At 68.1% G+C, this 23,289-nt stretch carries 22 protein-coding genes; 8 read left to right on the top strand and 14 right to left on the bottom strand.

Annotated features, from left to right (window positions below):
• Positions 1-32 precede the first annotated feature (32 nt).
• The 4 genes from ACH427_RS27455 (at position 33) to ACH427_RS27440 (ending at position 4,758) form a co-directional block, all read left to right on the top strand.
• A complete protein-coding gene (locus tag ACH427_RS27455) occupies positions 33-1,007 on the top strand; it encodes a hypothetical protein (protein ID WP_398873600.1) in 975 nt (324 codons plus the stop codon).
• Positions 1,004-2,359, top strand: coding sequence for a protoporphyrinogen/coproporphyrinogen oxidase (locus ACH427_RS27450; RefSeq protein ID WP_398873598.1), 1,356 nt, complete (start codon positions 1,004-1,006; stop codon positions 2,357-2,359). The genes ACH427_RS27455 and ACH427_RS27450 overlap by 4 nt, the downstream gene beginning before the upstream one ends.
• A 527-nt stretch (positions 2,360-2,886) precedes the next feature.
• A complete protein-coding gene (locus tag ACH427_RS27445; protein WP_398873707.1) occupies positions 2,887-4,371 on the top strand; it encodes an NF041680 family putative transposase in 1,485 nt (494 codons plus the stop codon).
• 243 nt (positions 4,372-4,614) lie between these two features.
• On the top strand, positions 4,615-4,758 hold the full coding sequence (locus tag ACH427_RS27440; protein ID WP_398873596.1) for a hypothetical protein: 144 nt from the start codon (positions 4,615-4,617) through the stop codon (positions 4,756-4,758).
• Between the two features lie 667 nt (positions 4,759-5,425).
• Here the strand turns inward: ACH427_RS27440 and ACH427_RS27435 are convergent.
• The 3 genes from ACH427_RS27435 to ACH427_RS27425 form a co-directional block, all read right to left on the bottom strand.
• On the bottom strand, positions 5,426-6,088 hold the full coding sequence (locus ACH427_RS27435) for a transposase (protein WP_398873594.1): 663 nt from the start codon (positions 6,086-6,088) through the stop codon (positions 5,426-5,428).
• A 147-nt stretch (positions 6,089-6,235) separates the two neighbouring features.
• The gene (locus ACH427_RS27430; protein WP_398873592.1) at positions 6,236-6,961 is read right to left on the bottom strand and encodes a 3-keto-5-aminohexanoate cleavage protein; all 726 of its coding nucleotides are present in this window, start codon (positions 6,959-6,961) and stop codon (positions 6,236-6,238) included.
• A 188-nt stretch (positions 6,962-7,149) separates the two neighbouring features.
• Positions 7,150-7,422: a hypothetical protein gene (locus ACH427_RS27425; protein ID WP_398873590.1), complete on the bottom strand. Its 273-nt coding sequence runs from the start codon at positions 7,420-7,422 to the stop codon at positions 7,150-7,152.
• Positions 7,423-7,728: 306 nt separating this feature from the next.
• Between ACH427_RS27425 and ACH427_RS27420 the strand changes: the two genes are divergently transcribed.
• Both ACH427_RS27420 and ACH427_RS27415 read left to right on the top strand, forming a co-directional pair.
• Positions 7,729-9,261, top strand: a complete 1,533-nt coding sequence (locus ACH427_RS27420) for a hypothetical protein (RefSeq protein ID WP_398873588.1) — start codon at positions 7,729-7,731, stop codon at positions 9,259-9,261.
• Between the two features lie 35 nt (positions 9,262-9,296).
• Complete coding sequence (locus ACH427_RS27415; RefSeq protein ID WP_398873586.1) at positions 9,297-10,508, top strand: cytochrome P450; 1,212 nt, start codon at positions 9,297-9,299, stop codon at positions 10,506-10,508.
• A gap of 148 nt (positions 10,509-10,656) precedes the next feature.
• Here the strand turns inward: ACH427_RS27415 and ACH427_RS27410 are convergent, their stop codons facing one another.
• Together ACH427_RS27410 and ACH427_RS27405 are read right to left on the bottom strand one after the other, a co-directional pair.
• Entirely contained in the window at positions 10,657-10,827 is a 171-nt protein-coding gene (locus ACH427_RS27410; RefSeq protein WP_398873584.1) for a hypothetical protein, read from the bottom strand.
• 105 nt (positions 10,828-10,932) lie between these two features.
• Positions 10,933-11,487, bottom strand: a complete 555-nt coding sequence (locus ACH427_RS27405; RefSeq protein WP_398873582.1) for a hypothetical protein — start codon at positions 11,485-11,487, stop codon at positions 10,933-10,935.
• Positions 11,488-11,534: 47 nt separating this feature from the next.
• Between ACH427_RS27405 and ACH427_RS27400 the strand changes: the two genes are divergently transcribed.
• Positions 11,535-11,984 carry a hypothetical protein gene (locus ACH427_RS27400; RefSeq protein ID WP_398873580.1) on the top strand — a complete coding sequence of 150 codons (450 nt, stop codon included), beginning with the start codon at positions 11,535-11,537 and terminating at the stop codon, positions 11,982-11,984.
• A 206-nt stretch (positions 11,985-12,190) separates the two neighbouring features.
• On the opposite strand, the gene ACH427_RS27395 is transcribed toward ACH427_RS27400, so the two are convergent.
• The 6 genes from ACH427_RS27395 to ACH427_RS27370 all read right to left on the bottom strand — a co-directional run bounded on the left by ACH427_RS27395 (position 12,191) and on the right by ACH427_RS27370 (position 17,415).
• Positions 12,191-13,843 carry a hypothetical protein gene (locus ACH427_RS27395; protein WP_398873578.1) on the bottom strand — a complete coding sequence of 551 codons (1,653 nt, stop codon included), beginning with the start codon at positions 13,841-13,843 and terminating at the stop codon, positions 12,191-12,193.
• A gap of 482 nt (positions 13,844-14,325) precedes the next feature.
• Entirely contained in the window at positions 14,326-15,384 is a 1,059-nt protein-coding gene (locus tag ACH427_RS27390) for a hypothetical protein (RefSeq protein WP_398873576.1), read from the bottom strand.
• Between the two features lie 264 nt (positions 15,385-15,648).
• Positions 15,649-15,945: a hypothetical protein gene (locus tag ACH427_RS27385; protein WP_398873574.1), complete on the bottom strand. Its 297-nt coding sequence runs from the start codon at positions 15,943-15,945 to the stop codon at positions 15,649-15,651.
• 290 nt (positions 15,946-16,235) lie between these two features.
• Complete coding sequence (locus ACH427_RS27380) at positions 16,236-16,679, bottom strand: hypothetical protein (protein WP_398873572.1); 444 nt, start codon at positions 16,677-16,679, stop codon at positions 16,236-16,238.
• Between the two features lie 39 nt (positions 16,680-16,718).
• Positions 16,719-17,033, bottom strand: a complete 315-nt coding sequence (locus ACH427_RS27375; RefSeq protein ID WP_398873570.1) for a hypothetical protein — start codon at positions 17,031-17,033, stop codon at positions 16,719-16,721.
• Positions 17,034-17,079: 46 nt separating this feature from the next.
• On the bottom strand, positions 17,080-17,415 hold the full coding sequence (locus tag ACH427_RS27370) for a hypothetical protein (RefSeq protein ID WP_398873568.1): 336 nt from the start codon (positions 17,413-17,415) through the stop codon (positions 17,080-17,082).
• Positions 17,416-17,614: 199 nt separating this feature from the next.
• Between ACH427_RS27370 and ACH427_RS27365 the strand changes: the two genes are divergently transcribed.
• Positions 17,615-18,856 (top strand): hypothetical protein, encoded by a 1,242-nt coding sequence (locus tag ACH427_RS27365; protein WP_398873567.1) that lies wholly within the window; start codon positions 17,615-17,617, stop codon positions 18,854-18,856.
• A gap of 576 nt (positions 18,857-19,432) precedes the next feature.
• Here ACH427_RS27365 and ACH427_RS27360 read toward each other — a convergent pair.
• The 3 genes from ACH427_RS27360 to ACH427_RS27350 form a co-directional block, all read right to left on the bottom strand.
• Positions 19,433-19,966, bottom strand: a complete 534-nt coding sequence (locus tag ACH427_RS27360; RefSeq protein ID WP_398873565.1) for an RICIN domain-containing protein — start codon at positions 19,964-19,966, stop codon at positions 19,433-19,435.
• Between the two features lie 647 nt (positions 19,967-20,613).
• Positions 20,614-21,960: a replicative DNA helicase gene (gene dnaB, locus ACH427_RS27355; protein WP_398873563.1), complete on the bottom strand. Its 1,347-nt coding sequence runs from the start codon at positions 21,958-21,960 to the stop codon at positions 20,614-20,616.
• A gap of 203 nt (positions 21,961-22,163) precedes the next feature.
• Entirely contained in the window at positions 22,164-22,907 is a 744-nt protein-coding gene (locus tag ACH427_RS27350) for a DciA family protein (protein ID WP_398873561.1), read from the bottom strand.
• Positions 22,908-23,289 lie beyond the last annotated feature (382 nt).

The raw sequence follows: 23,289 nt of genomic DNA, 5'->3' as shown, positions 1-23,289 counted from the left end.
TCACAAAGGCCTTACGAATAGGAACTGAGCACATGTCCACTGACGCATTCGCGCCTTGTGTCCTGCACTACCCGTACCAAACCCCGCTTCACGAAGAACACGGGCAGATCGAGCGCGAAGTCCAGGCTTGGGCCGAGCGTGTGGGTTTGGCCGAGGGGGCATCCCTGGACCGACTGGCAGGCATCAATCCAGGGCTCCTTGCGTCCTGGACCTTCCCTTACGGACCCAAACACACTGTCGTGGTAGCCGGGAAGGTCATGGCGTGGATGTTCGTCTTGGATGACGAGTGGCTGGACAACGCGGAAACAGGCGGCAGCCCTGCCCGGATGGCGAGGCTTTCCGTCATCTATCAGCGCTTGCTGGGTTGTTCTGCGGCGTGGGCGCCGGGCAGCTCCCCCGAAGGGGACCGGCTGCTGGCCGCCTTTGCCTCGATTCTGAGTGCCATCCGCGAGATTGCCACGGATCTGCAGACCCGCAGGTTCTGCACAGAGATGACCCGGGCATTCTTTGGGGCACTGCTGGAGGCATGCTGGGCCGAGTCGGGCGGCAGCATCTCGGCAAAGGAATTCTCCACCAGCCGGCTGCTGAGTTCCGGCGTCCTTCCGATGCTTTCTTTGATTGACACGATCGGCGGATTCCGAATCGAGGAGAACCGGCTTTGCCATCCCGACGTTCTCCAGCTCACCACCCACGCGACCGCCGTCGTCGCTTGGACCAACGACCTGTTCTCCTTCCGTGTGGAAGAAGAACGCAGCATGTACGACGTCAACCTCGTCTGGGTCCTCCGCACGGACAACACCGAAGCCGCTACGGCACAAGCGGTGGAGAAGGCCATCAGTATCAACAACGCCGAGATGGACGCCTACCTGAGGCTGGAGGAAGCCGTAGCCAAGAATGCAGGTCCGGAGCTCAACAGCTACCTGTACGGGCTGCGCTGCTGGTTGCACGGCAACTACCAGTGGTCACAGGTCACCAGCCGGTACCAGACAAAAGGGAGCCAGGCATGACTGTCAGTAATGCAGGCCAGCGCATCATCGTCATCGGCGCCGGCATCTCCGGGCTTGCCGCGGGATACCGCCTTCAGCAAGCAGGCCACCAGGTCACAGTCCTGGAGAGCGCCGACCACGTCGGCGGAAAGATGACCACCCTCGAGCGCGACGGGTTCCGCATCGACATCGCCGCGACCATTCTGTTCGCCACGTACCACCGCATGCTGCAGCTCATCGACGAACTCGACCTCACCGACCAGATTCACCCCGTCGCCGCGACGGCGGGAATCTACACCCCGAACGGCCCCCACTACCTGCGCACCGACAAGGCCACCGACCTGCTCTTCACCCGGTTGCTGTCGCTACGCTCAAAGCTTGCCCTGATCAATCTCATCCGCGACGTGCGCCGGATCAAGGGCCTGGACTTCACCGACGGTACCACCGCAAACCAGATCGACACGGAGAGCGTCGCCGCCTACGGCAAGCGGCGCCTGACCCCGCAGCTCATGGAGTCCCTCTGCGCCCCAATCAACGACTACTACCTCGCCCCCGCCGAAACGGCTTCACTGGCGACGATGTTCAGCATCTTCCAGATCATCAGCGGGGGATGCTGTTTCGGTACGAAGAACGGTGTTCAGTTCCTGCCCGACGCGCTCGCCCGCCGGCTCGACGTACGTCTGTCGGCCTGTGCAACATCGGTAGAGGAGAACAGCACAGGCGTCACCGTCACCTGGGACCGCCCCGGGGAAGCCGAGCACATTGAACACGCTGACGGCGCCGTCATCACAGTCCCCGGCTGCCATGTCCCCACTCTCTACGGCCAGCTCCCCCCGGGCCAGCGCGACTTTCTCAACCAGCTGCCTTACGAAAAAAACCTCGTCATCTACCTGGGTGTCGACCGCCTCCTGCCCAGCAAGACACTGTGGCTGACAGCGCCGGGCAGCAAGAGCATCATCGGTGGCGTGGTCGAGCACAACAAGGGGCCCGGGCGCCTGCCGACAGGGCAGGACCTGCTCAGCATCTACTGGAGCCCCCCATGGATCGAGAGGCACTGGGAGCGCGATGACCCATACCTCGTCGACGCGGCCGTCGAAGGGGCCTCACGTCTGCTGGCGCTTGACGTCGACGGCCACCTCGTCACCTCCCATGTCCAGCGGTGGAACACTTGTGTCGTCAGCAATCGGCCCGGCGACATCCAGGCCCTGACCGCCTTCGTCCATAGCCTCAGTAGAACCTCGCGCGTCCAACTAGCCGGAGACTACTTCGCTGGACTTCCCTGCACCAACAGCAGTCTGGTCCAGGGCGAACGTGCCGCCGATCGCCTCCTGGAAGCCCTGATCGCGACAAGGTCGAGCAGGAAACGGCGCTGACTGGATCCGGCGGGCCGGCACCGGCATGTGTGCAGCCGGCGGCGCGGAGGAAGTCTGCGGCCTTGCCCGGCATGTCGCGGGGCGACCGGCAGCTCCAGGACCGAGGGCCCAGGCCGGCAGCCTGTACTCGGTCACCACGGTGGTTGGAGGAGATACGCCCGGATCGCCCGGCTCACCATCGACGATGTCCTCCAAGAGGACGATGAGGTCCTGGTCCGGCTCGGTGACCCGCCCTCGCCCGTCCCAGCACCTTTCGCCGGAAGGCTGCTGAGCTACCTGGGCCAACGCCCGAACACCATGATCGCGTCCAACCCGGACGCCCGATGGCCCTTCCCCGGCCGACGAACCGGGCAACCTTTGACCCCGGCCACCTTCGAACTCCGAATTCGCCACCTAGACTTCCCCACTCAGCTTGTTCCTTTACATCGGCGGTCACTCTTTGGAGTGTCTGCAGGGTGTGGGGCGGTCTTCCTCGTGATCCTGAACTCTGCGTTGTGATCAAGGAGTTCACGGGGGGGCCGGTGGGGATGGGTGTGCTGGACCAGGACGTCGCTCGGGATGCCCTCGCTGACCTGTCACGCTTCCGCGCCCGCTTCTACGGGTGTCTGTCCGCGCGGGCCGACGCCTTCTTCGAACTGACCGACGCCCTGCTGTGTGCGGACGGCCCGACGCGGACGCCGGTGGAGCTGTCGCTGCTGGCAGAGCACCGGCGCGGTTACGGCTCGCTGTACGGTGCCCTGAACCACGGTCGGCTCGACACCAACGCCCTGCGTGACCTGCTGGTTTCCCTGCCTCTTCCGCGGTTCGACGGGCGGATCGTGCTCACGGTGGACGTCTCGCCGTGGCTGCGGCCGGATGCCGCCTGCTCGCCGGAGCGGCTGTTCTGCCTGGTCCACGACCGCAACGGCCGTTCATCGGACCATGTCGTGCCGGGCTGGCCGTACTCGTTCGTCGCCGCGCTCACCCCGGACCGGACCTCGTGGACGCAGGTCCTGGACGCGGTCCGCCTCGGACCCGCCGACGACACGGCGGTGGTGACCGCCCGCCAGCTGCGGGCCGTGGTCGAGCGCTTGATGGCGGCCGGGCAGTGGCAGGAGGGCGACAGGAAGATCCTGATCGTGATGGACGCCGGCTACGACCCGATGCGCCCGGCGCACGTCCTGTCCGATCTGCCGGTCGAGATAGCCGGACGCCTGCGCTCGGACCGCGTCCTGCGGCTCGCGAAGCCGGCCTACGTCTACGACCCCAAGGGCGGCCGGCCGCCCAAGCACGGGCCCCGGTTCAAGCTCGCCGACCCCGCCACCTGGCCCGAGCCCACCGTGCTGACCAGGAACGACACCGCGCGCTACGGCAAGGCCGAGACCCAGGCATGGGACCGGGTGCACCCCTTGCTGACCCACCGCTCCGCGTGGATCGACGACAACGGGGAGCTTCCCCTGGTCGAGGGCACCCTGCTCCACCTGAAGGTCGACCACCTCCCCGGCGACCGCGACGCGCCACCCATCTGGCTGTGGTCCTCCGCGACCGGCGCCACCGAGGCCGACGTCGACTTCGTCTGGTCGTGCTACCTGCGCAGATTCGATCTTGAGCACACGTTTCGCCTGTTCAAGCAGTCCCTGGGCTGGACCCGTCCCCGGCTGCGCGACCCGCGGGCGGCGGACCGGTGGACATGGCTCGTCATCGCAGCCCACACCCAGCTCCGCCTCGCGCTGCCGCTCGCGACCGACCAGCGCAAGCCCTGGGAGAAGACAAGCCGGCCCGGCACCGCGCTCACCCCGACCCGCGTCCGCCGCGGGTTCAGGAACATCCGACCGCACCTGGGCAGTCCGGCCCGTGCGCCCCAACCGTCCAGGCCAGGCCCCGGACGGCCCCCAGGCATCCCGAACCGACAACGGCCGACCCGTCATGACGTGGGCAAAACCGTCAAGCGACCCGAGACGCTGATCGAACGCGACCAAAACAGACCGCAGCGATCACAGCCCCCAACACAAAGAGTGACCGCCCGCTGTTAAGGCACAAGCTGAGGGAGCAGCGGCGCATCATCTCCACAGGATGATCCGAGTACTGGCCGGTGTTTGCGCTGCGCAGCTCCTGCTGAAGGTACTGGTGGTGAACCCGCGGGCATCGCGCGGAAGGCCCCCGCACCAGGCGGGGGCCTTCCTGTACGTGTATCTCACTGGTTCAGGCGTCTGCGGGCCAGAACTGAAGAAGCCACCGCTCCACTCCGTGGCCCGTTCCGTGCAACGTGGCCTGCTGTGCAACCTCCGCGCGCCCAGGTACTGGGCGCGAAGGTTGTCTCCCCCGAGGAGGCCGACTTGGCCGAGCTGTCCCGTGCCGGGCTCGTGGGATTCGGCTCGGGCGTCTTCCACCGCAGGCTCCACCCCCGCCTGGCTTTGTAACTGAGGGTGGGGTTCTGGCACAGATATCTTGGGGAGCGATCTCGGAGAGTCATCGTGGCGTTCGATGATGTGGCAGGTTGAGCCTCAGCTCCGTGCCTAATGTTCTGCCTCACCGAACTTTGACGGTGGTCCGACGATGCTGGCATCTCGTGCATGAACCTGTGCTGGGTCGAGGTGGAGCTCGTACGCGGTGGAACACTCGCTGGTCTCTGTTCCCACCGCAGCGCCACATAGGCACAGTCGGTTCAGTCCGCCCTGGCCATGCGAGCCGCAGCAGCCTGTGTGGTCCCCCTCAAGGTCCGGCAGCAGGTCGGGGGCGTCGTCGGGATGGAGAACGATCGTGTTTCGGGGGCCTGCGGAAGTTAGGAATCCGTCTCCGTCCGGATCGAGAACACACGGCCCCCCAGGAAATACCGCCACGGGTTCGTCGGTCGGCAGGAACGGTGCTCCCCATGGCTCGGGCTCCAGGGCATAGAGCCCCTCATGCATCGTGGCCGGGGCCCGGCGATACCCGCCGGGTCCGATCCGCCCGTCGAACTCTGGCCTGACCAGTGTCTCGGACAGTTGCACAGACCTGGTCAGAGGGCGGGCGCAGGCGGCACACACAAAAATAGTCACACGAAGTTCTAGCCCGCCGAACCCGCATCAGCAAGAGACTATTGCCGTGCTACTGCAGCATCATCTTCCGGAGCAGGTGGAAGCCGGCTCGACCGTAGAGCTGCCTCTTGATCTTCTTGATGCGGTTCACGGCCCCCTCGATACTGCCGGAACTCCAGTCCAGGGTGAGCCCGGCCGTCACGGCGTCGAGGTCCCGGAGCAGGTGAAGTGCGAAGCCGGTGAGCCCGGGAAGCGGGCTGGCATCGACTGGGTCGATCCAGGCAGGGAGCGTGCTACCGAGACGGCCGCTGAGTATCTCGCCGAAATCACGGACGTGTCCGGCGGCCGTGTCCAGTTCGGGGCAGCGGGCCAGGACGTTCTTCAGGCTCGCCCTGTCTTCCTCGGTCAGGGCGGTGGGGTGACGGGTGAGCCAGCCGGTCACCTGCCGCACCGTCGGAGGCCGTGGCGGTGCGTCGGCCGGAGACATCCGCAGGGTGGCGATGTGGGCGCGCACCATCTGGTAGGTAACGGGCGCGTTGTCGGCGAGAAGCTCACGGTGGAGGCGGGTGACGCTGGTGCACCCCTCGGCGAATTGCCGTTCCAGGCCCTCGGCCTCGACGACCACGCACTTCATCCGCAGGCTCGACGCCATCACCGCGGCGGCCACCCCGGCCGGCCCAGCACCAACCACCGACAGGTCCACCGTGCCGGCGGCCGCGAGGGCCAGGTCCACCCGCCGGGCCGTGACGCGGGCTCAGGCGGTGACGAGCGAATCAAGGGCGGGAAGTGCCAGCCGTCGACGGCGTCTTGGGTGGGCGATGTCGGCCCGGAGCTCCTGGAGCGCGGCCTGCCCGTCGTTCAGACAGACACTTCGAGCTCCTCAGGCCGGGGCGTGGCGGTTTGAGGAAAGGGCGAGACGTACGAGGGTGGCGTTGTCGTGAGCGGGGGTTCCGTCAGGGGTGTGGAGGACGTCTTCGAGGCCGATGCGGGTGGGGAGCCCGTGTTGGGCAGCTGTGCGGAGGACGGGCCAGGCGCCGCCGTCTTCGCCGTGCAGCAGGATCGGGGCAGTGACATGGGGGGTGAGCCGGCCGAGCAGTTCCCGGGCTGTTCTCGGAGCGGTCTGCGGGTCGGTGTCGGTGACTTCGGCCAGTACCCGCAGTACCTGGTCCGCGTACGGTGAGGTGAGGAAGCGCGTGCTGGCGTCGGTGCCGGAATAGATGCCCGCCTCGATGGCGATGCCCTTGTCCTTGAGCGCCCCGGCCACCAGGTCGGCGCCGTCCTCGTGCCAGTTGACCGAGGCGTGGTCGGGGGTGACGGTCCAGGACCGGATCATGCCGGCACGCCGCACCGGGTCGGATACAGTCCATGCGCCTGTGGTGACGCCGATGGGAATCCCCTGGACGGCGGCCCGTACTGCTGTGAGGGTCTCGGCGACGATGCCGGGGTCAAGGGTGTCGGCGCCGTCGGGATCCTTGGGGTGTAGATGGATGTCGTCGGCACCGGCGGCAACGGCGGCACGAGCCGCGTCGGCGAGTTCGGCGGCGGTGACCGGAAGCCCTGGGCAGTGCTCCCAGGAGCGGGAACCATTCAGACACACCTGCAACATGGCACTGATGGTGACAGGCAGGTCTGACATTGATGAAAACGGATGCCTTCCGTAAGCGGCGGATCGCCAGATACTCGGGCAACGACGGAGCACGCCCGGCGGTCTCGAACAACGCCTCGCAGGCCGCGGTTGTACCGCCGCACCTGGCCGGGCGTGGCGATGCGATGCAGCCGCTGTTGCACATCCCGTCAGACGGTCAGATACGGGTCACCATCGCCGACTGGCGGGTCCGGGTTCTCCATGATCTGCTGACACATCAAGATATTCCTGGCTGAACGGGCAGGGTCCCCGTCGGCCGCCGGTGCTTCGAAGCCCGCCTCGTCGTACTGGCTGATCCACGCCAGCAGCAGCGCGGCAACGAGGACCTTCTCGTACGGACCCTGCACATACATGGACGAGCCCAACAGCCCCCACCGGGTCCGTCGGGTCAGGTCATCCCAGCCGATGCCGAAGCCGGTCATTGCCCCACCCGGGTGACCCGTTGGCGACCACCTGGGGCACGCGCCGGGCCTGAGGAGGACGGTTCGCCAGCCATCGCTGCGTGAGCGGTCGGCGCACGACGTGTTGTGGATCCCTGCGCAGTGCGGGCGAGCCGGCTGTGTGCCGAATCCGTTCAGCCGTAGGACAGAGAGCGGTCTTCCCTGGGCGGTAGTGGAGCACGTGTGACCTGTTCCGAGCTTGCCAACGGTGGCATCTTGCCAGCTCAGGGCCCTGGGCGCGATGTTGCTGGGAGAGGTCGGCGAGAGCAAGGGATGGAGGTCCCGGCCGTGACAAGAACGTATGGGTACATCTGGGCTGACTGGCTGTACGGCCGTCAGAAGGACGCGTTCATGGTCGGCGTCTACGACGACTGCCGGACCATCGACCAGTGCGCGGTGGAGCCGGAGAAGGCGGCGCGCATCATCCGGCTGCGGAACAAGGTGGACGGCAGCGCCCGGCCCTGGGTCGAGGGGATCGTCGACTTCCTCGAGTTCGAGAGCCACCGGCTCGCCCACGGGCGAGCCCCCGTCGCACCACTTGCTGACGCGGACGACTTCACGGCCCTGGCCGCCCTGGACGCGGCCTACCGGCACGGGGCGTTCCGCGGTCTGTGCCGCACGCCCGGCGGCGCCGAGTGGGTCGAGACCCTGGGTGAGTACTGCGCGGCGATGGTGCACCAGGGCTTCAAGTGGCTGCGGCCGGACGGCGTGGACGAGTGGGAGCTGCCCGTCCTGGGCGAGGCCTGGTGCAAAGGCACGGCCATGTGGGGGCTGGTCAGCCTGGCCATGGCCGTCGATGCCTGCGGCGAGGACGCCAACAACGACGAGGTCCTGTACCGGATCCACACCGTGGTCGGGGCTCACCACATGGCGGGGGCCACGTGGACGGGCTACCGGGGCCGGCACCCGCACCGGTGGTGGGACCGGACGGTGCGGGGCAAGGCTCCTTCGGAGGAATCGATCCGGCAGTTCGCCACCTGGCGCCGCTGGCCCGAGGAGCTGACCGACCTGCTGGTGCGCTCGGCCCGGCACGTGAACACCTGGGTGAATCCCCCGGACCACCCCACCGGCCTGGCCCGGACCCGCGCTCTGGTGATCGGCGCCCACACCCCGCGCCTGAGCGCCCGGCTGGACCGGCTGGCCGACGAGCTGGTGGAGCTCACCGGCGACATGACGGCACCGGAGATCACCGAAGCGCGCGTGCGCTGCGGGTCGTGGATCTCCAACTTCACCTCCGTCTGGCGCGGCCGGGCAGACCCGAGCGACAGGGTCGCCGAGGTCAGCGTGTTCGGCGCGCTGCTGGGCGTGCTGCGGGAATCCCGTCCCGGCATCACCGCCGACCTGGCCGACCGGATCGAGCAGTGGAGCCGTGCCCGAACCGACCACCTTCCGCCCGAGCAGCAGAGGATGTTCATGGCGGAGGCCCGGGCCACGTTGGAGATCCGGGGCCGGCTGCCCGGCCATGAGCTCGGCAGCCGCGGAGAAGGCCCCACCCGGTACACCGACGGAGTCTGGGGCCTGGCCACGCTGAGCGTGCTCCACTCCCGGCACGGCGGCCAGGAGGTTCCCCCGGACATGCAGGCGCTGGCGATCCGCCTGTTCAACGCGCTCACCGACCACCGCCGCCTCCCGGGCATCGATGTCGAGCAGGGGCACGTCAACCCCCACTGCGCGGTCTGCGTCGGCGACCAGTTGTTCCGGGGCCTGGTGGACAACCGGCCCTCCCCCGGGGTGCTCCAGGCGACGATCTGGGGAGCGCTCCTCTACTGCAACCTCGCGCTCGGGTCAGCCGGGGACGACGACAATCTCGGCACCCGGTAACCGGCGTGGACATCCGCCAACCGATGCCGCTGCCCGTGGAACGACCCGCCCCGCTCGAACCGCCCGCCGACCTGCGGCGGCTGCGGACCGATCTGCCCATCGCCCCGCTCGCCTTTCCCGACGGCCCGCCCGGCTGGCTGGTCACCCGGTACGAGGACGTCCGCGCCGCGCTCGCCGACCCCCGGCTCAGCTCCCGCCGCCCCCACCTCAACTCCCACGTCCGCGCCAGCCTCATCACCCCCGCGGAGATGGCCGCGCTGCGCCCCTCAGACCTGCTCACCAGCGATCCGCCCGAACACACCCGGCTGCGCCGCCTGGTGACCCGCGAGTTCACCGCCCGCCGGATCAACCAGCTCGCACCGCGCATCCAGGACATCGTCGACGAACACCTCGACGCCCTCGCCGCCGGACCGCGTCCGGCTGACCTGATGACCACCGTGGCCCTGCCCGTACCGTCCCTGGTGATCAGCGAACTCCTCGGCGTCCCCTTCGCCGACCGGGACCGCTACCAGCGCCTGACCGCCGAACTCCTCTCCCTCGACCGCACCCGCGACCAGCTCCTGGCCAGCAAAGCCGAGATGAAGTCGTACCTGCTCAGCCTCATCGGCACCAAGCGCACCGACCCCGCCGACGACCTGCTCTCCGGTCTCCTCCAGACACAGCGCACGGACCCGGCCGTGACGGACGACGAGATCGCGGCGCTCGCCCAGCTCATCCTCATCGCCGGCCACGAGACGACCGCCAACGTCTTCGGTCTGGCCGTGCTCCTCCTGCTCCGCCCACCCCGCCTCTGGGACACCGTGCGACAGCGCCCCGACCTGATCGACGGCGTCGTCGACGAGACCCTGCGCTACGCCACCGTCCTCCAGTTCGGCCTGCTGCGCGTCGCCCGCGAACCCCTCACCATCGCCGGCCAGCCCATCGCGGCGGGCGAGCGGGTCGTCCTCCACCTGCCAGCCGCGAACCGCGACCCCGATCGGTTCACCGACCCCGACCGGTTCGACCCGGACCGCCCCGGCGCCGCCCGGCATCTCAGCTTCGGGCACGGCCCGCACCACTGCCTCGGCGACCAACTCGCCCGCCTCGAACTCCGCACCCTCCTGACCACCCTGCTGCGCCGCTTCCCCGACCTACGCCTGGCCTGCGCCCCCGACGAGATCTCCACCCACCGGCATCGGGTCATCCACGGCCTCCCCCACCTCCCCGTGGACTTCACAAGCAACCCCACAGTCTTCGGTTGCGGCTGACGCCTCGCCTTCATCCCGGCCGCAGATCGATCGGCCGAGATGAGAACTCTTCGAGAATCCTGAAGCTCCGTCACCGGATCAAAGAACCCTCCAAGGAGGCCGAACACCCTGGCCACGGGGACAAGGGCGAAGCAGGGCTCGGGGAGACTCACGGGATGTCGCGCAGACGGCCAGTGCCGCCGACGGGTGTGTCCATCACGCGGAAGCAGTGCCGGGCCCGGGCGGCCTCGAGCGAGCCCCAGTCCACGACCTCCGGGTCACCGGGAAGCTCCTGGTGCGCGATGTCGAGCAGCCAGGGCAGATCGATCTGAAGGAACATCCAGCGCGGCTCAGGCGGCGTCGGCGCGGCTGCCGAAGCGCTCGGCGAAGCCTTCGGCGTGCTGGCCGATGAAGGACCGGGCGCCCTCGCGGAAGCGGGTCCTGGTCAGATCAGCGTCCAGCACCTGGCCTGCGTACGTCTCAGCGAGCACATGCTTCTCGGCAGCCGTGCGCTGCAGCTACTCGTACGCCTCATCGCTGATCTCAATCCGGATTTCCCGAGCCATGCCACCACGGTAGCGGTCCGCCACCGGGCGCGGCGGAGGAATGTCTCTTGTGGCGGCCAGGGGCCCTGCCGGGTGATTGCGCCGCAATCACCCGGCAGACTGCGGGCGGTCGGCCCGGTATCGACGACGAAGGTGTGTGCGCCGCCGCCCGGGTGCCAGGCGGTGATCCGCAGGCCCTTCGGGACCGCGGCGACGGCGACGCGGTCGACGAGGTCCAGGCGGAGGCGCGGGTCGCCGGCGACCTCGTCGGTCTTGTACCGGTCGGTCCCGGCGAACAGCACGTCGAAGTGCACCTTCGCCTGCGGATGCGCGCGGAGCCAGGTACCCAGCGGCCGGTCCGCGCCCAGCTCGACAACCTCATCACCCGCCGCACCGTCGCCGTCCACCTTGGCATGCCCATCTTTCCCCGACGTCGCGGGACGCCACGTCACCACCGACCTCAGGCTCCCAGCCGGAAGGAGTGCGCTGGGACAATCAAGGGATGGCCAGAAATGAGATCCGGTTCGACCGCCAGCATCGCGATGATCTTGGCGTGCTTGAGATCGTCCCACGTATTAACGGAGTACCGCTCACCGAGCTGATCGACAAGTTCGAGACTGATGCCGGGATGCAGCCCGCAGGCGATGCCTACGGCGGTCTTGTCCCGGAGTACTTTCGGTTCGGCCCGATGGAAGACCACTTCCACGGACGGTCCACCGACGCGTTGGGAGCGAAGACGCCCTTGCTCGGCTGTGAATGCGGCGAGCTGGGTTGTTGGCCGCTGATGGCCCGCATCACCGTGACAGCCAATCTCGTCATCTGGGACTGCTTCGAGCAGCCCTACCGCACGAAGCGCGACTACACAGCGTTCGGTCCATTCCAGTTCGACCTCCATCAATACGACGACGCCTTGCGGGCTCTGAGCGCGGAAATCAGCTCCGACGACGCGTGAGCAACACCTCATCCGCCCCGTCAGAAAGCGTTCGCCCACACCACCCCGGCAAGTTCAGAGAAGATCACCGAGCCCGGGCTCTGGCTCCAGTTCGACTGGGGCTGGGGCCGCAAGGCGTTTGCGGTGACCAGCCTGCCGATCGTGACGGTCCGGCAGACCACCGTCCCCACCTTTGCTGGCCCTTGGTGTACGGGGCACGTGAGGGTTCAGCGGTCGTTGAGGCCGAGCGCTTCCCGGGCGCCGGGGATGAGCCAGAGTCCGTCGGGGAGCCGGGGGCGGCTTTCCTGCGGCTCGCCGGGTGGGGAGATCCGGGTAGGTGCCAGGGGAAGGTCCGGGCCCTTGTCCCGTGGGCGGGGCTGGTGCATGCGAGGCGTCCGTTGCGGGGCGGGCCGTGTGGGCGGGCCGTCTTGCCGGGGTGAGAGCGCGTGGCGTTTGCGGGGTGTGGAAGGCGCGGGTGGGCACACGGCTCGCCAGTAGAGGGTGCTGGGCCTGACCGGCAGCCAGGCAGCCGTGCCTACCGTCAGCCAGCCCTCCTGCTCCAGAACGGCGATGCCGGCCCGGAGATCTGAGGTGTGCCAGGGGGCTGCGGGGTTCTCCGGGCAATGTGCGGCGACGACCTCGCGCAGCGGCGGGGCGTGCCGGTGGAGGAGGTAGTAGTCGTGGGCCCATCCGGCCAGGTCGCGTCCGCGGCCGGCGAGGTCGATCGGTGTGATGGCCGGCCGGGCCGTGGTCGGTGCGGCCCCGGGGATCAGGTGGCGCACGCCTGTGGCGAGGCGGTACGAGGCGGGCCGGTTCCAGCCGGTGTTGGGATGCAGTCTGTCCAGCCAGCCCCGTGCCAGCAGTGTCTGCATGACCGGCACGCTGATCCGCGGGGAGGTGAAGCAGCAGCGGGCTGCCAGCACGCACTCGCTGATCTGTCCGTGGCCGTGGGTGTCACTCAGTGCGGTGAGGTACAGGGCGGCGAGCCTGACGCCCGCGGGCTGTCCGGTGAGCAGGTCGTGGCAGACCAGACGCTGGACCCAGCCGTTATAGGCCTTACGGGCGTGTTTGCTTACCCCTTCGGGAAGCGCGGTGCCGGAAAGGCCGGAAAGTCTGCACCGGGCGGCGGGCGCGCCGGGGACGGCGGCGCGCACGGCGGCCAGGGTGGTGTCGATCCAGCCGTCGGTGACCAGTTCCTCAAGAGCGCTGTCCGGCAGGCCGGAGCGGTCGCGCGAGAGGTCTTCGTCGATGAGCGGGACCGTGCCGTCTTTGCGCCTGCGCAGTGCGAGGAGCAGGGCGAGGAGCCGGGCCTCCGCCGTGCGGCCGATCCTGGCGTGGGCCAGGTACTTCAGGGCCGACTCGGTGTAGTGCGTGTACGCGGCGGCCGGTGCCCATCCGGGCGCCGGCGGGCCGAGGCCCCGCGGCCCCTCCTCCCCCGCCGCCTGGTTCTCCACGAGTGCCTGGCCCGTGCTCTCCGGGGAGACGGAACCGGTGCACACAGTGCAGCCGGATGGCTCCTCCTGCCAGGAGGGGTCGTCCTCAAGGGGCACCGGCGGGCGTGCCGGGGTTCCGCTGTGAAGGATCGTGCAGCGAGGGATGGCCCGGGCGCACGCCGTGCAGGCTTCGGCGATGACCCACACTCTGCCGAGCAGATCGGGGATGAGGAGCAGGGCTGTCGTCGTCGAACAGCTCACCGGTGTGCGGGCATGACCGGGTTTGTGCCAGGTGCAGTCTTCGCTCCGGCAGCGGCAGCCGGTTCCGGGGGCGACCTCGATACGGCCCACGTGCTCGCGCACATGGCGAAGGGCAGCGGTCCGGGCCAGCACCGGGTCGCGGTAGCGCACGCCGTCGGGCGGACACGTCGGGTCGGCGCAGTCCACCACGCACACCCCGGCAGCAGGGCGCCCGTAAGGGACGAGCCGTACCGTCCAACGCCGACCAGGCCGCACCCGCACATCCCTTTGCTCACGTACGAAGGCCGCCGCTCCGCTTTCAGTGCGGCCGTACCCCAGTGACCTCGACAACGACCCGGGCGAGACAACAAGCACGCACGTTCATGCGAAGGGGGTACAGCAGACGGAACAGGCCGCTGCTCCAGGTCACCGGCGAGATACCGCCCGCCCACTGCACCTCACGCCCCCTCACGTGCCTGCCCACACGGCGGAGCCTCCCGGGCGAGAGGCGGGGCCACATCAACATGCCGAAGCCGTGCCGATCACGTGTTGCTGAACTTCCAGCCCTGCGCTGCCGGGGGGATGGGGGCCGCAGCCGCAGATGGGCCAGGCCGGGCTCCCGGTGATGCCCCGGGCCACCTGGCCTCACGTCTTCCAGGAGCCCACGACTCTTGACGTCTCCCTCCGCGCTACTGTGCCCAGCTCTCCATGAAGCTCGGCAGCCGTGGCTGGTGGAAGTAACCGCCCTGCCTGGCAGCGGCGATGGCAGCAGCGGCCGGGCTGTCGCCACCGGCGGGGACGTGCGGGTAGACGCAGTCGACCAGGTCGTACTCCTTGGCGTCGTCGCAGCCGGAGCCGGCCACGGCGCAGACCGGGCGGCAGTATCCGCCGGCCTCGGTCCACACCTCCGGCCAGTCGGGGTGCTGCTCGGTTACGTGCGCGTCGCAGTGCCGGCACTGGACCTTCTGCTCCTTGCCGGTCAGCTCTCCGGCCGGGCGGGCCTGGGCGGCATCGAGGACGTGGCCGACGCGCTGCGGGGACTCGCCCCCGAGGCGTGAACGGTCGCACACCGGCCCGAACTCGTTCTCCACGCTGACCAGCACGCCCGGCCAGTGCGGGTGCCGGTCGGTCACCGGCGCGCCGCAGCCGGCGCACGCGCGGGCAGCCAGGCCGTGCGCCCGGAACAGCGCGAAGGTCTCCTCGGGCAGCGGCTCGCACATGCCGCCGGGTCCGTCGGCGAGCGGCGCCAGGTCGAACAGGGGCAGCTGCTTCTCCGCCAGGTGCACGTCCTCCCACGTCTGCATCCCGGCCACCGGCAGGCTCTGGGCCCAGCCGATGCGCGGCACGCTCGTGGTCGACTGCCTCTGCACGGCCTCGAGTCCGGGGCGGCGCAGGCTCTCGGGCACGTACGCGGCCAGGGCGTGGCGCAGCTGTTCCGCAGCGTGGTCGTGGTCGTCGGCGTCGAGCCAGCTGGTCTTGACCAGTTCCCGCAGGGCTTGCCGCGGGTACAGCGCCACCTCGTACCGCCAGCCGTCCGCGTCCCGGCGCAGGCTGCGCTCGTACTCGCCGGAGTCGTCGAAGGAGAAGCACGACAGGATTCCGCCGGCCTCCTCCGCAGCCTCCAGGGCGTCGGCGACTGTCGCATAGGTGTCGGTGAAGTCGCCCCACGGCGTGGCCAGCGGCCCGAAGAGAATGTCGTCCATCGACGCCAGCCGTGGCAGGTCTGCCGCCAGAGCCGCGAAGGTCACGGCAATCGGTGACGCCGGAGCCTTTCGCCGCTTTCCCTGCTTGGCCGCCCGCTTCTGCTGCGCTCTCTTCCCCATCGTGCCCACCTGTGTCGAAGTTGCGCTGTATCGACCGGTAAACGGTAGATCGGGCAGTTCGTCACGCGAGCGGAGTGGCCCCAGGGCGTTGCGGTCGGAGCTCGGCGAATTCAAGGTCCGGTGCCTGGCTCGTTTCCGTTGGAAATGGCTGCGGGGGCTTCGGCATCTCTCCGCGGTGGGTGGTGTTGGTCAGCTGTTGAGGTTCATGACGGGCACGCCGAGGCCCGCGTAGGAAGGCGGGGCCACCGTGGCGATGAGCGCGCCGTCCGGCCGGTCGAGTGTGGGGCGGGAGGCATGGACGGCGGCCGCGGCGCCGAAGGGGATCTCGCGGCGGTGGAGCTCCGCGATGGCGTGGGCTGTTGCGTAGTCGGCGTCCAGGACGTGGAGGGTGTCGAGGATGCCGAGGTAGTCGATGATGCCCGCGCGATGACGCTCGGCTTCCAGAGCGCTGATGACCGGTACCCACAGCCGCAACAGCAGGGTCACCACTGGCGAGGTGAATCAGACCGGAGACCTGCTTGTTGCCGCCGAGCGCGAGAAGCGTGTCCGTGTCCAGGACGTAGTCTCGATGATCACGCCGCCCGGCCCCGGGCAGGGCCGCCGCCACGGAGCCGCTCACGGTGCCCGGCCTGGGCGGCCCGCATCTTCCCGAATGAGACTGTGCCACGGGATTTGAGATCCCATACGCGTGTAGATTCTCACTTTCGATGTCAGGCACCGGCGCTATGACCTGGACGGTCCCCTCCAGTCTCACGACGTGTCGGCAGGCGGCTGTCTCAGATCGATGTCATTTCCTCAGACTGCCCAGCCGGCTGCGCCGGACCTAATGAGCCTGCATCGGCGGCCGTCCGTTCCATCCACTTCCGCACCTTCACTGCTTGCTCGATGCGGTTGACGATGTCCTTCTTGGACGCCGTGTCCAAGGTCTCCGGGATCTTGTCGAAGGTGTCGGGAAGGACATCGAGGAGACCCCAGATCTGCTCGCCGGTACTGACGGTCAGCAGTTGCTGGCACCTCCACTGCAGCGGCACCTCGGGACGGTGCGTGAGCCGCTGCACGAGTGTCGGGAACAGGTAGTGCGTCGCTTCTGCGGCAAGGTGCTCTCGTAGCCAGTCGACCGGGAGCCGCTGGCTGAAGCCATGCATGGCGGCCTCCTGGGCCAGGTCCAGGAGTTGAGCGGTGTCGACGGCTCGGACGGTGCGGGGAAGGGCCGGGGTCATGTCGCGATGATGCCAAGAAGCCAGTGCGGCGCCGAGAGGTCAGCTGGGCCGGGATGCGATCTGCTGACGGGCAGGGCCCCAGACATCCTCGAACTCCTCGAAGGTGAGTTGTTCGGGGTCGTGGCCTTCCCATTCCGAGACGGGCAGCTCGGCGGTGATCCCGAATCTGCTGTTGTAATCACCGAGGCGACCTGCGTCGCGGGCCCGCTGCCACTCGGCGAGGGAAGCAGCTGCGATTGGGATCAGCTCTGGCCCTTCGAGTTCGACCTGCCGGATCACCCAGCCTTCGGCGTAGACCTCGAAATAGAACCAGATGTCTTCCTCGTCCCAGTAGCAGCGCAGCCATGTGGTCACCAGGCCATGATGCCGGGCCAGAGGCGCCGCCCTACTCCGCTCTGTCTCATGACTGGGCGATGAATCCTGCGGATCGGTCGAGCTGGAAAGGAGAACCGACCCGGGTTGGATCCCAGCCTTGATCCCGTGCCTCTCGAATGCTGGCAACAACGTGAGCCGGACGAATGGGCTCCGCCTCGACGCCCACCCAGTTGCCGGGATGGGCCTGACCGCTAGTGACGATCAAGGTCGTGCCCGGCTGGCTGCCGCTGGCCGCTTCAACCGCATAGGTCAGCGGTGTCCAGCAGAGGCCCTGCATGTAGGAGGGCTTCCTGCGGATCCGCCAGCGGTACTCGATCCCGTCAACGGTTATGCGCCGGGAGCCCTTCTTGTTCAGCGCCATCTTCGCCTCCTCCGCTGTGGGACTCTGCTGTGTTGCCGCGGTCGCGAAAAGCAGGTTGCACGCGAACGTACCGAACGTTGTCGCCGACAAGCGCCTTTGGGACTACGGATGGGTTGATCAGCCCATAATTGGATTCAGTGCCGAGCGACCCGGCGCATCGCACCCGCCCCGGGTGCACTCACCGCGATCGGAGAGCATCGTGAAGAACAGCCCGTTGTGGCGAGTGGTTGACAACGAGAGTGGTAGCCAGTCCATCGTCAGCACGCCCTCCGAGGCGGTCGCGTTCGTCAACAGCCGGTTCGACACCGATGACGACGACGAGCCGTTCAGCATCACCGAGGTCGGTCCTCCCCTTCCGAAGCCGCTCGGGGTCATCACCGCATGGGCCGCCGAGAAGGACGGCGAGCGAACCGACGGGCGTACTGCCCCGATCACCATCAGGCCGGTTGTGACGGACAACGCCGGCGAGTGCGATGACGTAGTGCTCTGGCGCGACGTGTACGTCTCCTGGGACCACGACATGTACACCGTCGAAAAGCCGGACAGCTCCGAGTACAGCGAGGCTTACAGCGCTGCCGAGTTGAGCGCGATCCTCGACGAGTACGCCGACGACTACGAGTACGCGCCTGAAGGGCCCGACAGCCACAGGTGGCCGAAACCGGAAGAGTTGATCACCTACGGCGCCCAGGAGTGCGCCAAGCGGTTCGGGCACCTCGACGACGACACCCTGCTGTGGCTCGCTGCCACCCGCATCACGCTCGCGGTGTGGCGCAACACACCCGTCGAGAACTGGCATGCCGGGAAGAGTCCGCTCCACGACGGCACAATGATGCGGATCAACACGGCAACCACCCGACTCGTGCGCTCGATGCTGTCGTTCGACCATGTCGACTGGATCGGTCTCGGTCTCGCGATCGTCAACCCGTCCCGGGTTCTACCGACCGGGCAGTCTGTTCTCGAGCTCGGGCTGGCCTGCCACAATCCTGACGACCCGGCGCACGAGGCTGATCCGCACGAAGAACTCGCGGAGATGGCACAGGACGCGATCGCTTGGGGGCGAGCGTACTGCCTTCGCGAGAAGACGTTCGGCCTGCGAACCCTGATCGAATTCTTCTGCGCGTCCGACAACGGCTGGTTCGGAACACCGAGTTGGGGGCGCATCGTCGATCGGTTCACTACGGCTGTCGACGACCGGGAGAATGCGCACTGGCACGTGCACCGAAACAAGCCTTGGTTCGACGAGTGGTTCACCAACCGCCCGGTCGACATTGCGGACACCACGGAACTTCGTCGGCTGCTCCATGCCGGGCCCGACCTGCTGTCCGAGGAGGCCGCCGAATGGTGCGTGGATGGTGCCATCGGCTACGTCTGCCGGGACGACCACGCGAACGGCTGCCTGCAGTGCGGCATCCCGCTGGCAACGGAGTCCCCCAACGAGTGAACGTGGGCACCAGCGTAGAAAAGCAGCAACCCACTGACCCCGTTCTCTCTTGCCTACTGCGACCTGCGAGTCTCAGCATGGTGTCGGATCCGACTTTCATCCGACACCGACCGTGAGATTCCGACACGGAGTTTGAGATTGGGTGTAGCTCCTTTGGAGGGACGAGCTCACCAGTACAGACCTGCGGGTTCACAAATGACATGTGATCCTTCCGGCCCTTCTGGACATCCCGCTGCTCACCAGCAACGACCTGGCGGCTGACCTTGTTCACGGCCAGTGCGGCCACCTGCGGCGCTCTCCCAGTGCGCCGTCGCACCTCACGCGATCGACTTGGCAAACCCCCAGCTCACGTTGTCCCTCCAAAGGAGCTACACCCGCTGATGGATGTGGGCGCCGCGTCACTATCCGCAGTGCCCTTAACTTGTCGATTCGCGCCTGCCGGCCCCGGAACACCGCATGCCCCCGCTCTGAAAGCCAACCCGACCCACCGCACCTGGTTCGCGCACGGCCCAGGGTGCCCCTGATGGGGGCCTGGCATGACGAGCGACGGCCGTCAGCGCGTCCTTTGCCCTTCTACTACTGCCAGTAGGTGGTGTTGCCCTGGTAGTAGTTCCAATCCAGGTAGACTTGGCCGTGGTACCCGCCGTAGTTCAGCGAGTACTTGTTGCCGAGGTTGGAGACGTTCACCGGCGATATGTAGCCGTTGGTGGTGCCGTTGCTGATTGTGAACCGCTGGTTCTCCCGGCCGTTGCAGTTCCAAATCACCAGGCGGGTGCCTTCGGCGTAGTTGGCGCCGGGCACGTCCAGGCACAAGTTCGTGTTGTATTTCGGGTGGAAGTACCATCCGCCCTGGTTGGCGGCCTCCAGGCACCAGCGTTCATTGTCCTGAGCGTGGCCGTCCTGGTTGGCGTACTCCCAGGTGTCCACGACCGCGCCCTTGCCGCCCCAGGCGTGAACCTCCAGGTACATGCCGCCGGTCTCGTACGTATGCGTGCTCTGGCACTTGTTGACCGCGGGCTGTGTCGTGGAGGCGTGCGCCGCCCCCATGTCCGTCCCGAGCGCGGCCACTGTGGCCGTCGCGACGACCAGGGCTCTGAACTTCTTCAGCATGGGAAGATCCCTCCCGATTCCGGGGGCCCGCCGTTCGAGCGGCCCCTGCCACGCCCGGCATTTTCCTGACCGGAGCCGACGAACGGGAGAGCACAGTCGGCCATCGGAGGTCGGCACTGAAACCGCTGTCGCGGAAGGCCACAGTCAGTGACACCACCCCCGGAACCATCGCGCTGAGCTACTTGTCGGTTGGTTCGTCGTTCGTTAAAGGCGGGTCTAGTGGGTAGTGGGGTCCCCATTAGAAACACCCAGGTAAAGCCCCATGGGGTCGCGCTACCGGGGTGTTCTGCTGGGTAGTGGGGCGTTCCCCACTACCCAGTAACTCTCAGCGACGCGGCAGTCGGCCGGCCCCGGCCTTCCCTGTGCGTCGTCCATGACGGTCGAAGATGGGTGTAGCTCCTTTGGAGGGACAACGTGAGCTGGGGGTTTGCCAAGTCGATCGCGTGAGGTGCGACGGCGCACTGGGAGAGCGCCGCAGGTGGCCGCACTGGCCGTGAACAAGGTCAGCCGCCAGGTCGTTGCTGGTGAGCAGCGGGATGTCCAGAAGGGCCGGAAGGATCACATGTCATTTGTGAACCCGCAGGTCTGTACTGGTGAGCTCGTCCCTCCAAAGGAGCTACACCCATTTGAGATCCCACACGCGAGGCTTATGTCTGAGCCATGTCGACGAAGCGTGCGTAGTGGCCTTGGAAGGCCACGGTGATGGTGGCGGTGGGGCCGTTGCGGTGCTTGGCCACGATCAGGTCTGCTTCGCCGGCGCGGGGTGATTCCTTCTCGTAGGCGTCTTCACGGTGGAGCAGGATGATCAGGTCGGCGTTGTCTTCCAGGGCGCCGGAGTCACGCAGATCGCTGACCAGAGGCCGCTTGTCGACGCGCTGTTCAGGGCCCCGGTTCAGCTGAGAAATGGCGACGACGGGCACCTGGAGTTCCTTGGCCAGCAGCTTGAGGCAGCGAGAGATTTCGGAGATCTCTTCGTAGCGGGAGGCGAAGGGGCGGGTGCCGTAGGTGAGCAGGTGCAGGGCGTCGACGACGATGAGCCGGACGTCCTGCTGAGCGCGCAGGCGCCGGCACTGGGCACGCAGATCGACCAGGTTGGCGTAGGCGCCGTCCTGGATGTAGAGAGGCGCGGCGGAGACGTCGGGCATGCGGCGGGCCAGACGGGCCCAGTCGTCGTCCTCCATGGTTCCGGAACGCATGCGGTGTACGGAAACGCGCGCTTCGGCGGCGAGCAGGCGTGTGGCTACCTCGTCCCGGCTGGCCTCGAGGGTGAACAGGGCCACGGGGAGACCGTGCCGGATGGCGGCTGCACGCAGGAAGTCGAGTGCGAGGGTGGACTTGCCCATCGCGGGCCGGGCGGCGATGACGGTCAGGTGGCCAGGCTGCAGACCGTTGGTCAGACTGTCGAGATCGGTGAAGCCGGTGGGCAGGCCGGACGCCTCGCTCCGGGGGGAGGCGGCAGCTTCGATCGTGTCGAGTGTGCCCTCCAGGACGTCGCCGAGGGCGTAAAGAGGCGGCAGGACGTCGCGCCGTCGGGTGGTGGCGGCGAAGATCTCGGCCTGAGCGGCGTTGATGATGCGCTCGGCGGTCTCCACGGTGCCCTCGTCGGCGAGGTTTTCGATGTGGACGGCCGCGGCCTTGGTGCGGCGCAGCACAGCCAGGACCTGGATCCGGTCGGCCTCCTTCTGCCAGCTCGCGCCCCGCGAGGGGGAACTGGCCACGGCCGTGAGGTAGTCCTGGCCGCCGGCCTTGTCCAGTTCGTCCTGCTCGGCGAGCTTGGCACCCACCATGATGGCGTCGGGTGTCTGGCCGTCCGCGTACAGGGAGAGGACGGCGTTGTAGATGAGTTCGTGGGCGGCCCGGTAGAAATCGTCGCCGCGCAGGACCTCCACGATGTCGGCGATCGCCTCCGTGGACCGCAGCATGGCCCGCAGGACCGCCTTCTCCGCATCGACGTCGTGGGTGCCGGCTGCCGGCTGGTCCTCGTCCTGGCTCACCTGGGGGTCCTTTCTCACCGGCGGGAAACCGTTCCGCACGCTGGCTGCGCGGTCAGCCTACGGTGTGCCCGACCGGCCAGTGCCTGGTGCCGATGCCCGCTGTTGACCGTAGCCTCCTTCTGGGGCATCCCGGCCGACTGCGGTGTGCGCGGACTGGAGGACCTCCTGCCCTGCACGGTGGCCCAGGCCGCCGCGGTGGGCGCTCAGGTCTTCTGTCGCTGCTCGGCACAGGCCCGGAGCCGGGCGCGGACGAGCACCGCGTCGAGCGATGCCCGGCGGCCGCGGAATCCAGCATCGTCCGGAAGCATGCCACGGACGGATCCACTGAAGCGGCCAGTGGGCTCGCGGGGAAGGCAACGGGCCTGCCGCTCGTCGGCCGCCTCGACCGCCGCATCCACCGGCGGCGGCCCGGCGACCCGCGCGGCGGGCCGGAGGGCCGGCGGGGCGCCCTTGCCGTCGGACCAGATCTCGGCCGCGGGACGCGGTGGCCGCGCGGGACCATGCGCCAGTACGCGGACCGACCGCACAACCTCATCGGCCATGCGCGCGTTGAGGTGCTGGACCAGCACAGGTGCCAGGATCTGGATCTGCGTCGTCCACGCCTTCGAATCTGCCCGCAGCACGAGCTCGCCCCTGCCCTGGTCGAACGCAACGACGCTGATGTGATCGGCCAGCGACCCCACAACCTCGTACCAGTGCGCGAACAGCGTGGCCTTGAGCAGTACGCCCTGTCCCATCCTCGCGGCGAGTTCCTCCACCACCGTCTTCAGGACAACCGGCGGTGAGCGCCGCCTATGCCTCGGCAGCGCCCGGACGCCGCGGGCCGGCGACCACCTGTAGCGGGCGTCCGCCCGCGCGTTGCGCAGAGCGATCCGCGCCGGATCCACTTCCGGCCGGGGAGCCGAGCCGTGCAGGGCAGTGCTGCTGAGGCTGTCCGACTGGTGCATCTGGTACCTCCTGACCCGGGCGAGTATCCCGCACAGGCCAAGGGAGCCCCCGGGTCGGCGCGCAGGCGTAGCCGACTCCCGTCGCCGCAAGCCGGGACAGGCCCACAGCCGATCGGGGCGACCCCGGTGAGATGCGGTTCGGTGACCACCACGTCCAGGGCGCCGACGCCGGCGCAGCGACGAGGCCTGGGTGCGTCGCCCGTCTGCAGGTCACTGTCTTCGAGATACGCGCACCCCTCGGCCCGTTCTGCCTAGCACTCCGAGGGGCGGCCGTGTGATGAGGACTTACTGAGCGTTTGGTCCGTTGATTCGTGTTTGGTCCTGGGGTTTAGGCTCCGCGCCAGTTCGGGGTGGTTTCGCCGGTGAGGCGGCGGGTCATGAG

This window comes from Streptomyces sp. NPDC020379, assembly GCF_044387105.1.
In the GTDB taxonomy this organism is placed as follows: domain Bacteria; phylum Actinomycetota; class Actinomycetes; order Streptomycetales; family Streptomycetaceae; genus Streptomyces.
Note: the sequence above shows the minus strand (reverse complement) of the source record. Positions and strands in the feature narration are given on the sequence as shown.